This is a genomic window from Myroides pelagicus (assembly GCF_009711055.1).
Taxonomy (GTDB): Bacteria; Bacteroidota; Bacteroidia; order Flavobacteriales; family Flavobacteriaceae; genus Flavobacterium; species Flavobacterium pelagicum.
In genome coordinates, this window is the sequence record NZ_WMJY01000016.1 from 27086 (window position 1) to 41166 (window position 14081).

Below are 14081 nucleotides of genomic sequence, written 5' to 3' on the forward strand. Positions count from 1 at the left end.
TTAAGGACAGAGGTTCCTAAACCAAGACCAACAACACAAATAATAAATTATGCAACAAGAAAAAATAACAGGGGCTCAGGCAGTTATATCCGCTTTGTTATGCGAATCAGTACAGACTGTATTTGGATATCCTGGTGGGGCGATTATGCCTATCTATGATGCGCTGTATGATAAGATGGATGAATTAAATCACATCTTAGTGCGTCACGAGCAAGGAGCTATACATGCCGCACAAGGCTTTGCTAGAGTTTCAGGGGAGGTAGGTGTTGTTTTCGCTACTTCTGGACCTGGTGCTACGAACTTAATCACAGGGTTAGCAGATGCTTATATCGACTCAACTCCTGTGGTGTGTATCATTGGACAGGTAACTTCTAAGTTGTTGGGGACAGATGCGTTCCAAGAAACGGATGTGATAGGTATCTCTATGCCTATTACTAAGTGGAATTACCAGGTAACTAAGGCTTCAGAGATTGCACCAACAATAGCTAAAGCATTTTATTTAGCCAAGTCAGGCAGACCGGGGCCTGTGGTAATCGATATAACCAAAGATGCTCAGTTTGATCAGACGACATTTGATTATAAAAGCTGTCTGAATGTGCGAAGTTATGCACCTAGTCCCCAGCCAGATCTGGCAGGTTTTATCAAGGCTGCTGAATTGATTAATAAGGCAAAAAAACCATATTTGTTAATCGGACAAGGAATTGTCTTGTCAAAGGCTGAAGAAGAGTTAAGACAGTTTGTAGAGAAGACGGGATTACCAACAGCTTCTACACTTTTAGGGTTAGGTGCTTTGCCTAATAATCATGCTAACTTCTGTGGTATGCTTGGTATGCACGGGGACTACGCGGCTAATGTTAAGACAAATGAATGTGATGTGTTAATTGCAATCGGTATGCGTTTCGACGATCGAGTGACGGGAGATGTTTCTAGGTATGCCAAACAGGCAAAGGTTATTCATATTGATATTGATGCCGCTGAACTAAATAAGATTATCAAAGCAGAAGTAGCTATTCATGCTGATGCAAAGTACGCTTTACAAACATTGATGGGGTTGGTAGAGCCGAAGCAGCATACTCACTGGCTAGAGGAGTTTAGATTAGGAAAGGATTATGAACAAACTCAATTGGCTAAGAACAAACAATTGCATGATTCTACTAAAATTATGATGGAAGATGCCTTGAAAGTTTTAACGGAATTAACTGGAGGAGAGATAGTTGTTGTTAGTGATGTTGGACAGCATCAGATGATTACAGCACGTAATTATGCCTATAATAAGAATAATACAAATATTACCTCGGGTGGTTTGGGTACAATGGGGTTTGCTTTACCAGCAGCCATTGGTGCCAAGCTAGGTTCACCTGATCAAACAGTAGTTGCTATTGCAGGTGATGCTGGTTTTCAGATGAATATACAAGAGTTAGGTACTATTATGCAAAGTGATATTGGGGTGAAGATGATTATTTTAAATAATAGTTTTCTTGGTATGGTCAGGCAATGGCAGCAATTGTTCTTTGAGAAGCGATATAGCTTTACCGAGATGACTAACCCTAATTTTGTAGGTATTGCACAGTCGTACAATATTCCAGGTAAAAAGATTAGCGAACAGACAGAGTTAAGAGAGGCTATAGTAGAATTATTGGAAGCTCCTGGAGCTTATTTATTAGAGATTATTGTTGAAAAAGAGGAGAATGTGTATCCGATGATTCCTACAGGAGCAAGTGTGTCAGAGGTATTATTAAATTAGAAAATTAAAGCGATGAAAGAAGAATTTACCTTATCGGTATTTACAGAAAATAGTATCGGTATGCTTACCAGAATTACCAATGTGTTTACACGTAGACATATTAATCTAGATAGTTTGACAGTATCTGAGTCAGAAGTGAAACAGGTTTTTAAGTATACTGTTGTTTTTAAAAGTACACAGGAACAAATCGATAAGCTAATTGGTCAGTTGGAGCGGTTAGTGGAAGTATTTAAGGTGTTTGCTCATAAGAATACAGAAATTATTTATCAGGAATTAGCCTTGTATAAGGTAAAGACAGATCTACTTTCTAATGGCGCGGTAGAACAGATCATCAGAGAGAGTCAGGCTCGTATTCTTACAGTTGATAGAGAGTTTATAGCGATCGAAAAGACAGGATATATTGAAGAAATAGAAAGTTTATTTGCGAAGTTATCTAGCTTCGGTATCCTTGAGTTTACTCGATCAGGAAGAGTAGCAATTAATAAAGCTATGATAGAATAGCATTAAAGGGTTTTAATAATAAAAATAACACAATTAAAAAACATATAATATGGGACAAATTAATTTCGGAGGAACACTGGAAAACGTAGTAACAAGACAAGAGTTTACATTAGATAAAGCAAGAGAAGTATTAAAAGACGAGGTTTTAGCAGTAATTGGATATGGTGTACAAGGTCCAGGTCAAGCGTTAAACCTTAGAGATAATAAATTTAATGTTATCGTTGGTCAGCGTAAGAATTCGGACAGTTGGCAAAAAGCTGTAGCTGACGGATGGGAAGAAGGAAAAAATTTGTTTGATATAGAAGAGGCTTGTCAACGCGGAACGATTGTTATGAACTTACTATCAGATGCTGGACAGATACATACATGGGATACTGTAAAAGCACAACTAACTAAAGGGAAAGCACTGTATTTTTCGCATGGATTTGGAGTAGCGTTTAATCAGAAAACGAGTATTGTTCCACCTGCTGGAATTGATGTTTTTTTAGTTGCGCCAAAAGGATCAGGAACTTCATTGCGAACGTTGTTTTTAGAAGGGTGTGGGTTGAATTCAAGTTATGCTATTTATCAAGATGCAACAGGTCGTGCAGAGCAGCGTGCCTTGGCTGTAGGGATTGCCATCGGATCGGGTTATATGTTTGAGACGACCTTCCAAAAAGAGGCGTATAGTGACTTGACTGGTGAGCGTGGTGTTTTGATGGGAGCTATTGCTGGAATTTTTGAAGCGCAATACAATGTATTAAGAGGCAAAGGACATACGCCAAGTGAGGCATTTAATGAGACCGTAGAAGAATTAACTCAAAGCCTAATGCCTTTGGTAGCAAATAACGGTATGGACTGGATGTATGCAAATTGTTCAACTACAGCTCAGCGTGGAGCACTAGACTGGAAAGACAAGTTTAGAGACGCTACAACCCCTGTATTTGAAAATTTGTATGAAAGTGTTGCTTCTGGACGTGAAGCAGAGATTGTAATTGAGGCTAATAGTAAAAAAGACTATAGAGCGAAGTTAGAGGAAGAATTGAAAGAACTCAGAGAAAGTGAACTATGGCAAGCAGGCGCTGAAGTACGTAAACTAAGACCATCTAAATCATGAACCTAATCACTAAAATATACCAAGCTCAACAAAATATAGCACGAGTCACGGTAGAAACCCCCTTAATAAAAAACCTAAACCTCAGCGGGCTGTATCAGGCAGATATTTATCTGAAAAGGGAGGATTTACAGCCTGTTCGATCCTATAAATTAAGAGGAGCGTATAATAAAATAAGTACACTTACCCCAGAGCAGCAGGCTACTGGAGTAGTCTGTGCAAGTGCTGGAAATCATGCACAAGGGGTTGCTTTTTCTTGTAATCAATTAGGTATTCACGCTACTATATTTATGCCGATTACCACGCCAAAGCAAAAGATAGATCAAGTGAAGCTATTTGGAAAAGAAATGGTCGAGATTGTTCTAAAAGGAGATACTTTTGATGCTTGTTTTGTAGAGGCAAAAGCATTTTGTGATTTATCTAAGGCAGTATTAATACACCCATTTGATGATGAACAAGTTATAGCTGGTCAGGGAACTGTAGGGTTAGAGGTTTTACAGATGATCAAGCAACCAATTGATTACATATTTGTACCAATTGGCGGAGGTGGACTAGCCGCTGGTGTAAGTACAGTGTTTAAACAGTTGAGTCCACAGACAAAAGTCATCGGTGTAGAACCTCAAGGGGCTGCTTCTATGCAATTGTCTATGGTTAATAAAGTTAATACTACTTTGTCAAGTGTAGATACTTTTGTTGATGGAGCAGCCGTTAAACGAGTAGGCGAATTGACCTTTGAGATTTGTAAGGAAAATTTGCACGAAGTATTGACAGTAGCAGAAGGTAAAGTTTGTACAACTATCCTCAAATTGTATAATGAAGAGGCATTAGTGGTCGAACCTGCAGGAGCATTGAGTATTGCTGCTTTGGATTTGTATAAGGAACACTTGGTGGGCAAACGCGTTGTCTGTGTAGTTAGTGGAAGTAATAACGATATCACTCGTACCGAGGAAATCAAAGAACGTTCCCTTTTACACGAAGGGTTGAAGCATTATTTCATTGTCAATTTTCCTCAGCGCCCTGGAGCGCTAAAAGAGTTTGTTAATCAGGTCTTGGGAGATAACGATGACATCACATACTTTCAGTTTGCCAAGAAAACCAATAGAGAAAAAGGACCAGCTGTTGTCGGTGTTGAACTAGCTAATAAAGATGATTATAAACGCTTGATTAAACAGTTAGATGCTCACGCGTTTAATTATCAATACCTAAATGATAATCAGGCGCTATTTACTCATATTGTCGGGTAAGAGATAATCGGTTAGAAATGTAACTAGTATAAATTAAACAATAGGTTCCCTCGAATAAAGGGGACCTATTTTTTGCTATTATAAAGGGCAATTTGCATTGATAGAGCGCTTTTAAAAATAATTACATTTACGAATAATTTAAAAGGAATTCTGGTAAGGTAGATATGGAGGAAGAAATAATTAATTTAGAACAAATAGAAACCCCTATTGGTACAGTAGTGGTTTGTGCGAGTGCACAAGGAATATGTCTGCTTGAATTTGCTGATTTAGCAGACTTAGATAAAGAACTTCAACGTTTAACTCAGGCAAAACAAGCTGTAATTGTTCAACGTGATCATCCATATATTCAGCAGTTAAAACAGGAGCTTGAAGCGTATTTTTCAGGAAGGTTAACGGATTTTTCGGTTCCTTTAGATTTGATTGGTACAGATTTTCAACAAAAAGTATGGCGGGGGTTATTATCAATTCCTTATGGTGAGATAAGATCGTATAAGCAACAGTCAGATTACCTTGATATCCCCAAAAGTATTCGTGCAGTAGCTAATGCCAATGGAATGAACTCAATAGCTATACTTATTCCTTGTCACCGAATTATCGGAACCGATGGTAGTTTGACGGGGTATAGAGGAGGACTTTGGAGAAAGGAGTTTTTGCTAACACTAGAGAATAAAGAATTTAATCAAAAGGATCAACTTCAATTAAGGTTTGAATAATAAGGTTTGAAGTAATGAAAAGAATGTTTTTAGCGGCGTCTTTTAGTGATGTCATGAGTTTGTTTATTGAATTTGTAGGAGAACAGGTTAAGGGAAAGAGCGTAACTTTTATTCCAACAGCAAGTATTATAGAGCAGTATACAGGACATGTAAGCAATGACCAATTAGCATTTGAAGCATTAGGAATTAAAGTTGATGTGTTAGAATTAACCAATGCTACTCTAGAGGAGATTCTAGAAAAGCTTACGAGCAATGATTATATTTTTGTTTCAGGAGGCAATACTTTCTTTTTGTTACAAGAATTAAAACGAAGTGGTGCTGACCAAATAATTATAGATCAGGTAGCTCAGGGTAAAGTATATATAGGAACTTCTGCCGGAAGTATGGTGATGTCTCCAGATATTAAGTATATAGAAGCAATGGATGAGCGAGCAAAGGCTCTCTTATTAGAAGGTACCACAGCTCTTGGTCTTATAGATAAATATCCTATAGCTCATTTTAAGAATGCTCCATTTGCCGAGGTAGTCGATCAGATTATTGAGGATTTTATGGATCAATTACCACTTGTTCCACTTAGTAATCATCAAGTACTACTTATACGCGGAGAACAAATAGATATTAAGCAGATATAAAGGTGTATATATGTGAATTAGAAGTGTTTTTTTTTTTTTTGATTTTGTATTTATATTAAAATAGTAATATTGTTTATGTGTTTTAAGTTAAAATAGTATATTTGGTTTGTGTGAATAGAAAATTATTACACTAGTGTTTTACCATACCTTATTGAAACAGTGTATGGAGGTGTTTTTATTTTTTAATTGATATCAATAGCATAATAAAATATACTATGGCAATTTCTATACATACTTTTTATATCTTATTAGGAATATTAGCACTAACAGGGTTAGTTCTTTCTCAACGGTATCGATTCAGTAAAAGAATATTAAAAAGTAATTGGGTGTTTTTAGATTTTGCCTTGATTATTGGGTTATTGTACTTGTTTCCCCCTAGACTTTTGACCGTTTATTCTTGTACTGCATATAAAGAAGAGGTTATTTTGTTTCCCGTTTCTCTAGGGAAGTATAAGGCCGCTTTTGGACAGCATACTTATATTGTCAATAAGTCTTCACATACCTTGACATTTGAACATGTGTATTATGGCACTAATCACGCCAAACAAGGAGAACATTCTATTTTTATCAAACCCAAAGAAATTAAAGAAATCAAAACATTCCATATTGATTTCTTACTTAGCACACCTGCTTTATCTATCTCAAACAACGCGAAAGGAGCGACTAAAACAATGCTTACTTGTGAATAGTTGTTCTTTTATTTAGGGTTAGTGCATACTGTTATTATCGAAATGATTTAAAGAAGATTTAAACTACAATTTACTGTTGGTTTATTGTATATGTTGTATTTTGGCTTTGAAAAGTTAATCATCTTACGATATGGAAAAGTTAGCCTGTAAGACTTGTGGTCATCTAATATTACCTACGACAGCAAAAAAAAACGATGGTATGTGTGCTTTATGTGCCAAAGGTATGATTACTGAACAGTGTCAGGTATGTCATAAGGTTGTTTATGGTGTTAGTACTATTCACAATGGAACTCGAATGTGTCTATCGTGTAATCAAGATCACAGTTTAAAGCGCAGTTTGCAATGGCGTGAATTATGCAGTGATACATTGACCTATATAGCAACTGATAGTATTAAGATTAAATTGTTTCCAGCTTATACAGAGGTATTTGTTACAGAGCAGTGTTTAGGTTTTTATTACCCCTTGTGTAGTTTACAGTTTCAATGGAAAGGCGATCAAACCACAGAAACAGTCCATATTGTTTCACATAATGGTTTGTGGTTTGCAGAGGAAGGCGAGCCCAATAATCCCTACGAATCTTTTTCTATGTTTGATCGAATAGGTGACAAGTATAAATTAACTGGTTCGCTGACAAACTTTAGTGGTTGGAAATATGTGCAAGCACTATACAAATTTATGGAAAGAGAATTTAAGCATTTGTCACAAACACATGAGAGTAAACAAGCTTTTATTGAGGCTGTCTTAGCAAGTTACCCCCATAAGTTAGGAGATTTTGATAAAGAGTATTATATCGAGACTTACTATGAATACACAATGCGTAAACAAGCGTGTGTAGAGAAAGGCTTCTTACCTTATGATTCGATTGATAAGGCTGTTTTCTCTTTGTTCAATGAGGAGCACTTCATTGCAATTGGAGAGGAAATTATTGACTATAGAGAAGCTGGCGGAGTCGATCGTCCATTAGGAGTATGCTGGTCTGAGTCTTTTTTTGGTGATGGCAATCATATTTTTGCTTTTCTTGATGAAAATAAAGATAAGGTTTACTTGGTTAACCAATATTCTTAAGTAATAATTACTTTGTAATGTTTTAGCTCTCTGCCTGTTTGGTGTCAATAGTCAGTGTTATACTTGTGCCTTTTTGTATTTTGGAAGATAGATTTAAAGTGGCTTGTGCTACTTTTGCACGTTCTTTCATACTAGCAAGACCTAGACCGTTAATTTTGTTTTTAGCGATACCTACCCCGTTGTCTTTGATTAAGACAACTAAATGATGATCCTGCATCGCTATATCGATCAGGCATTCAGTTGCTTTTGAATGTTTATTGATATTCTGTAATGCTTCTTGTAATATATGGTAAATATTCACTTTTTGAATCGTTGTAATACAGTCAAAGGTTAAGTTTTGCTCAATGTGTAGATTGAATACTGTTTTAAATGAGTTGGATTGTTTTTGAACCAGTTCTACAATTAAGTTTTCAAAACTCTTGTTTTTAAACAAGTTACTTTGGGCTAAAGCATGAGAAATATCACGGACAATTTGCTCTAGTGAAAGTAACTCATTGATTAATAGAGTTTGCATATCAGTATTTTTAGACTCTAGTTGTTGCAAGTTAAACCGAATGGTAAACAAACTATTAATCACCCCATCGTGTAAGTCTTTTGCTACTCTATTGCGTTCGTTTTGAACGGCTTGTTGCTCTATGTTATTATTCTCGATTAAGAGATTTAGTATTTCTTGATCTTTTGATTTTCGCAAGTTCAGACTTTCCAATGCTTTATTACGGCTTTTTAGTCTAAAGAATAGAATAACGAAAACCAATAATATAGTAAGTACGGTAGCTACGCCTATGATAATAGTGATACGGTATTTAAGTTGCTCATTTTCTTTAGATAAAGTGAAACTTTCATATTCAATTTCAGTAAATTTCTCTCTAGTGGTCTGTTGTTGGAGGTCGAGTTTTCTGTTTAAGTGAATTAATTCGTCGATTAATAGGGCAGTCGCCTTATTTTTATCGTTGAGTAGAAGTAGTTCAATAGCTTCTTTCTGCAGCCTGAAAAGATTGTTTTCTTTGGCAAGAGTGTACGCCTTCATCGTCCAGTCCAATGATTCCTGTTTCTGCTTTAGGTCGTTGTAAATATCTCCTAGGGTTAAGCTTGTTTCTACTTGGTAATTTGTATAGTCCAAACGTTTTTGAATGTCGTAGGACAGCAGTAAGTCCTCAATAATGTTTTCATTATTGCCTTGATAATATTTAGCTAAGGCATAAATAGAGTGAATATAAGCATAGTTAATCGCTGAGTATTCTTTGTTTAAATAAGTTAATGCTTGCTGAGCTGTTAATTCTGCTTGTTTATATTCATTAATATTTAGGTAATAGGACGCAAGATTTGTGTATAAGCCAGTAAGTGCTGAATAATATTTTTGTTGTGTCAAAATCTCGAATCTCCCTTCGTCTTTTGTTAACTTATCTAAGGCTTGATCAAATAGTGTTTGTGCTTGATCAAGTGATAGTTCTTCTGTTTGACAAAAGATCATGAGTTGATAGGCTTCAATAAGTATTGGGCTTTTTGGTTTATTTCGGTCCAGATAGTCTATTGATTGGGTTAGTTTCTTTTTAGACTCTGAAAACAAACCAAGTCGATAGAGCAATCGCGATTGATAGTATTTATTCTCAGCCATGGCCAGGCTGTCTTGAGCGATACTATAGACGTTTTCAGCTTTTAGATAATAGTGATATACACTGTCAGACTGTTCAATGTTGTTATAAAAAAAAGCGATGTCTTGATAGGCTTTAGCCTCTCTATTTAAGTCCTTGTTTTTTTGAGCAAATTTGATAACACTTTGGCTAAGTGAAAGGAAAGCATTTTTATTGCCTGTCCAGCTCAATTGGTCAAGTACGCTATCAACTAAAGGTAGCGAAGATTCGATATTTTTTACTTTTAATGCACGTAAGGTTTGAGGTTCTATTGCTTTACTTATAGAATCTCTTTGACCCTCAGTAGGTTTAGTTGAATATAAATAATCTAAATCAGTTTGATAAGTTGTTTTATTATCCTGACAACCCGATGTACCCAATATTAATCCACTAAAGAGTAGGGGGTAAATGACAGCAGTAATTTTTTTAAGCATAGTTAACTGAATCTAGGGTAGTACATAATAATGAAGTTTTGACTAGGCTATTGTGTAACTTGTCAATAATACAAGGGGAAAAAATTTATATCTATAGTAAAGCTTATAACCTATGCTGTATAGGTTATAAACTCTTTGTTCTTTTTAATCGTTGAGATACTTATTAAATATTTTTATACTATCCAAGGGATCAGGCATACCCATCGGGGCATTTTCTCTTTCATAGTGCTCTAGTAAAATGTTTAAAACCTCTAATTCGTCCGCTTCTGGTGTATTATTAGCAGAACCTTCTAAATATTTGATCCTTATTAAGGCCATGTGGTAGTCCTCCTGTGTTCTTATTGGTTTTATAGTCATAATTGAATCAATTTGAATGAATAATTTGGTTTGAATATCTTCTTGGTACTGTATAAAGCTACTAATTATATTGTTATTTTTTAACTTTAAATCGGAAAATAAGTTGTTTTAAATTAAAAATAACATATAATTCACGTTTGGTCTTAAAATGGCAGTTCTTGTCTTGAGAATAGTAAAATCGAATAAATATCGTATTGCGAAAAAGGAAATTAACTAGATTACTTGGAGATAAAAACGCTTGGAAGGCTTATAAATAGTAGGATTTGTTGTGAAAAAAAACCAAAAAAAGGAGCAATTGTATTCATATTCTTATACATTTGTGATTATTAAAAATTAATGTAAAAAATACCATGAAAGAATTACTAGAAAAAATTTCTGCTGAGTACGAAGCTTTTCAAAAAGATGCAGCATTACAAGTTGAGAACGGAAACAAAGCTGCTGGTACAAGAGCTCGTAAATCATCTTTGTCTTTAGAAAAACTAATGAAAGAGTTTAGAAAAGCTTCATTAGAAGATTCAAAAAAATAATTTGTAGTTAATTATACAAGTTTAAAGGTCCTATTCACGAATGAATAGGACTTTTTTTATACCGAATAAATAAGTTGGTGAAGTATTTGTTTTTGTTGCTCAAGAAAAGCATGAGTTAGCTTAGTCTCAAAGAAATCAAAGGCATGTACAGCTTGATTTACCTGAATAAATCTAGTAGGTACACCAGCTTTTATAAGTTTGTCTGCATATGCCTTTGCTTCGTCTAAAAAGGGATCAAACTCACAGGCTACAATTACAGCAGAAGGAAGGTTTCTAAAGCAATTCTGTTTTAGTGGTACCCCGTAGTTTGGTGTATCCTTAGGTAGGTCTGCTAGGTAGTGGCGCCACATTAACTCAGCAGATGCTTTTGATTGCATAGGAGCATTTGCCAGGCGCTGCATAGAATCAGAGTTAAGGCTATCATCTAGTGGAGGATAGAGGAGGTACTGCTGTTGGATACTATGATTATTTTTATCCCTAGCATAGTGTGTAATAGATGCTGCTAATGCACCACCAGCACTGCTACCAGCTATTGTAATATTGGCTGTATCCATGTCGTATGTAGATCCCTTGGCTACAATCCAAACTAAGGCATCATAACCATCAAAAATAGCTGCCGGGTAGGGGTGTTCTGGAGCTAAGCGATAATCTACAGAGACGATGTTAATGGACAAGCGCTGGACTAGATCGATGCAATAATCATCATATTGTTCTGGACTGCCAAAGATGAAAGCACCACCGTGAAAGTACAACATGACAGGCTTTTGGGTAATATCTTTAGGGCTATAAATGCGCAAAGGGATTTGATGATCCCCACATTCACTATCAATTGATAGACTAGTGATGGTAATATCAACAGCTGTCGATGTGGTGGTGTTTTCGGCGGTAATACGAGCTTCTTCTATGCCTATTTTCGCGGGGTTGTGGGCTAATAAGTAATCATAATCAATTTGATTGAAATCACTCGCTGCAATGGCCTGTAATAGTTCTTGGTCAATATTCATAGTTTAATCTATTTCAATTATTATTTTTCCTTTTGTTCTTCCTGTTTCTATGGCTAGGTGTGCTTGTCGAATTTGATCAAAACCAAATGTTTGATCAACATGTGGTTTGATGATACCTTTAGCTAATAGATCAGCTATTTGATTGATATCGTGTTTGTCGGCATAGACCGACATAAAAAAGCAGGCGTGTAAGGACTTTTCAAGGGCAATTTCTAGCTCTTTGTTTGTTTCACCTGAGGGAAGTTTCACTAGTGTGCCAAACGGTTTTAGTACATTAATAGACTTGATAGTATTATCCCCTCCAATAGATTCTAGTACAAAGTCGATATCTGTCAATACTGCTTCAAAGTCGGTATTTTGATAGTCTAAGTATTGGTTAGCCCCTAACGAAAGTACAAAGTCTTTGTTTTTCAAAGAGGAACAGGCGATGACATAAGCGCCAAGATATTTAGCTATTTGTATGGCAAAATGGCCCACTCCACCGGCAGCGGCATGAATGAGTAGTCGGTCATTTGGACGCAGTTTTCCGTATTTAGTAAAGGCTTGCCAAGCTGTCAGAGCTGCTAAAGCAGAGGCAGCTGCTTGGCCATATGTTATGTTTTTGGGCTTGTGAGCTAAGTGCTCACTTGGAGCTGCGACATACTGTGCGTAACCTGCACCGTGTTTAGGGAAATTAACCATGCCAAATACTTGATCCCTAATAGAAAAGTCAGTTACATCACCTCCTACTTCAACAACTTCTCCAGCAATATCCCATCCTAGAATAAGCGGCTGCTGGTCGAGTAGTTGTTCTGCTAAAGGTGCCAATCTTGCTCTTACTTTTACATCAACGGGATTTATGCTAATTGCCTTTACCTTGATTAAAACTTCCTGAGGCTCAATTATTGGTTTTTCAACTGTTTTGTAAACTAATTGTTCTACTCCACCAAAGTCGTTTAATATAATTGCTTTCATAATTTCATTGTTTTAAAAACACAAAAATATACCGAGTTTTAGGTTTTTATAAGGTATAATTTCATTGTTTTTCGGTAGCTTTACACTATGGCAAGAGAAAATATGTACAACCCTTTAGAGGTATATTACGAAAAAGTGACGGTGTGCCCTTTGCGCAATAGACAATTTAACTTCTTTGAACTCGTCTATGTGATCTCAGGTATTGGTACCCATACAGTCAATGGTAATTGTATCGATTATCAGGCAGGTGATTTATTTCTACTCACCCCCAATGATTGTCATGAGTTTGATTTGGAAGGGGAGTGTGAGTTTATGGTTATTCGATTTGGAGAGCACTATATCCGTGAATACCAATGGAAGAGTATCGATCATATTGAATGTCTGTTATATTACGCTTCCGAATTATCTGAATCACTACTCTCTAATAGTGATGATGTGGATATTATCGCTCAGTTAATGCAAACTTTGAAGCAGGTGGTTACACAAGAAGCAATGTATAATGAGGATATTATTGGTCACTTGGTCAATGCAGTCATTGTCATAGCTGCGCGAAATATAGCTATTCGACAAATTGAAACTGCTATGACAGAGACCGATTCTAAAATTCGGGGTATTCTTAATTATATTCAACAATATATTCGCGAGCCTGATAAATTAAAGGTACAGGAGATGGCGGCTTATTTTTCATTAGCACCAAATTATTTAGGGAGTTATTTTCGCAAACATTGTGGTGAGTCTTTGCAGGTGTATATAGCTCAATACAAAATTAGGTTGATTGAGCACCGTCTGCGTTTTAGTTCAATGCGTATCGGTGAAATAGCAGATGAATTTGGCTTTACAGATGAAAGTCATATTAATAAATTTTTCAAGCGATATCATTCTGTTAGTATGTCTGTGTATCGCAAGCAACAATTCAAAGAAAGGAAGTAGTAAGATAGAAAACATCATTTGTTTTTGTGTAAGCTTCTTTATGTATAAGTACACTAGATGTTTTTTTGTCATTCGAAAGAATTATAGCTACTTATTTTTAACTATCACTTGCTTATTTAGAAGTGTATTTATGTGGTTATTCAAGTCTATTTGCTATTATTTTCTTGCCAAGCTAGTGCTATAAGTGCAGTATTCCTGCAGTATACTAGCCCAGAAGCAACTCCTCGGCAAGGAAAGTGCACGTATTCTGAAGGAATACTGCACGGAGACTTGCAGCTAATCAAAAGTTAACTAGTAAAAAAAGTAAGACAATTATTTACAAAAGTTTATTTTCAGTTTATAGAGATAATTGTAGTTCACTTTTATAGATACTAACGATATAAAATAAAAAAGCCGCTTTTTTAAGCGGCTTTTACTTAGTAGCGGGAACAGGACTCGAACCTGTGACCTTCGGGTTATGAGCCCGACGAGCTGCCTACTGCTCTATCCCGCGATATTGTGGTGCAAATATAATACAGATTTAATTAATACACAATTGTTTGAAACGTATTTTTTCGTTTTT

At 35.9% G+C, this 14081-nt stretch carries 14 protein-coding genes and 1 tRNA gene; 10 read left to right on the plus strand and 5 right to left on the minus strand.

What is annotated here, in order from left to right; translation table 11 throughout:
- The first annotated feature begins 49 nt into the window (after window positions 1–49).
- The 8 genes from ilvB to GJV77_RS08365 all read left to right on the plus strand — a co-directional run bounded on the left by ilvB (window position 50) and on the right by GJV77_RS08365 (window position 7682).
- A complete protein-coding gene (ilvB, locus tag GJV77_RS08330) occupies window positions 50–1744 on the plus strand; it encodes a biosynthetic-type acetolactate synthase large subunit (RefSeq protein ID WP_155035914.1) in 1695 nt (564 codons plus the stop codon).
- 12 nt (window positions 1745–1756) lie between these two features.
- Window positions 1757–2245 (plus strand): acetolactate synthase small subunit, encoded by a 489-nt coding sequence (ilvN, locus tag GJV77_RS08335; protein WP_155035915.1) that lies wholly within the window; start codon window positions 1757–1759, stop codon window positions 2243–2245.
- A gap of 49 nt (window positions 2246–2294) precedes the next feature.
- On the plus strand, window positions 2295–3341 hold the full coding sequence (ilvC, locus tag GJV77_RS08340; RefSeq protein WP_155035916.1) for a ketol-acid reductoisomerase: 1047 nt from the start codon (window positions 2295–2297) through the stop codon (window positions 3339–3341).
- Window positions 3338–4582 carry a threonine ammonia-lyase IlvA gene (gene ilvA, locus GJV77_RS08345; RefSeq protein WP_155035917.1) on the plus strand — a complete coding sequence of 415 codons (1245 nt, stop codon included), beginning with the start codon at window positions 3338–3340 and terminating at the stop codon, window positions 4580–4582. The genes ilvC and ilvA overlap by 4 nt, the downstream gene beginning before the upstream one ends.
- 164 nt (window positions 4583–4746) lie before the next feature.
- Window positions 4747–5295 (plus strand): methylated-DNA--[protein]-cysteine S-methyltransferase, encoded by a 549-nt coding sequence (locus tag GJV77_RS08350; protein ID WP_155035918.1) that lies wholly within the window; start codon window positions 4747–4749, stop codon window positions 5293–5295.
- A gap of 14 nt (window positions 5296–5309) precedes the next feature.
- Window positions 5310–5927: a Type 1 glutamine amidotransferase-like domain-containing protein gene (locus GJV77_RS08355; protein ID WP_240142841.1), complete on the plus strand. Its 618-nt coding sequence runs from the start codon at window positions 5310–5312 to the stop codon at window positions 5925–5927.
- 215 nt (window positions 5928–6142) lie between these two features.
- Complete coding sequence (locus GJV77_RS08360; protein WP_155035919.1) at window positions 6143–6616, plus strand: hypothetical protein; 474 nt, start codon at window positions 6143–6145, stop codon at window positions 6614–6616.
- Window positions 6617–6746: 130 nt separating this feature from the next.
- Window positions 6747–7682: a hypothetical protein gene (locus GJV77_RS08365; protein ID WP_155035920.1), complete on the plus strand. Its 936-nt coding sequence runs from the start codon at window positions 6747–6749 to the stop codon at window positions 7680–7682.
- 22 nt (window positions 7683–7704) lie between these two features.
- Here GJV77_RS08365 and GJV77_RS08370 read toward each other — a convergent pair whose 3' ends face one another.
- Together GJV77_RS08370 and GJV77_RS08375 are read right to left on the minus strand one after the other, a co-directional pair.
- On the minus strand, window positions 7705–9747 hold the full coding sequence (locus tag GJV77_RS08370; RefSeq protein WP_155035921.1) for an ATP-binding protein: 2043 nt from the start codon (window positions 9745–9747) through the stop codon (window positions 7705–7707).
- Window positions 9748–9891: 144 nt separating this feature from the next.
- On the minus strand, window positions 9892–10065 hold the full coding sequence (locus GJV77_RS08375; protein WP_240142842.1) for a hypothetical protein: 174 nt from the start codon (window positions 10063–10065) through the stop codon (window positions 9892–9894).
- A 389-nt stretch (window positions 10066–10454) separates the two neighbouring features.
- Between GJV77_RS08375 and GJV77_RS08380 the strand changes: the two genes are divergently transcribed.
- Window positions 10455–10631: a histone H1 gene (locus GJV77_RS08380; RefSeq protein ID WP_155035923.1), complete on the plus strand. Its 177-nt coding sequence runs from the start codon at window positions 10455–10457 to the stop codon at window positions 10629–10631.
- A gap of 56 nt (window positions 10632–10687) precedes the next feature.
- Here GJV77_RS08380 and GJV77_RS08385 read toward each other — a convergent pair whose 3' ends face one another.
- Window positions 10688–11635: an alpha/beta hydrolase gene (locus GJV77_RS08385; RefSeq protein WP_155035924.1), complete on the minus strand. Its 948-nt coding sequence runs from the start codon at window positions 11633–11635 to the stop codon at window positions 10688–10690.
- A gap of 3 nt (window positions 11636–11638) precedes the next feature.
- Window positions 11639–12589 carry an NADP-dependent oxidoreductase gene (locus GJV77_RS08390; protein ID WP_155035925.1) on the minus strand — a complete coding sequence of 317 codons (951 nt, stop codon included), beginning with the start codon at window positions 12587–12589 and terminating at the stop codon, window positions 11639–11641.
- 87 nt (window positions 12590–12676) lie between these two features.
- Here GJV77_RS08390 and GJV77_RS08395 point away from each other — a divergent pair, with 87 nt between their 5' ends.
- Window positions 12677–13519 carry an AraC family transcriptional regulator gene (locus tag GJV77_RS08395; protein ID WP_193563677.1) on the plus strand — a complete coding sequence of 281 codons (843 nt, stop codon included), beginning with the start codon at window positions 12677–12679 and terminating at the stop codon, window positions 13517–13519.
- 420 nt (window positions 13520–13939) lie between these two features.
- Here GJV77_RS08395 and GJV77_RS08400 read toward each other — a convergent pair.
- Window positions 13940–14012: transfer RNA gene (locus tag GJV77_RS08400), tRNA-Met, on the minus strand.
- Between the last annotated feature and the right edge of the window lie 69 nt (window positions 14013–14081).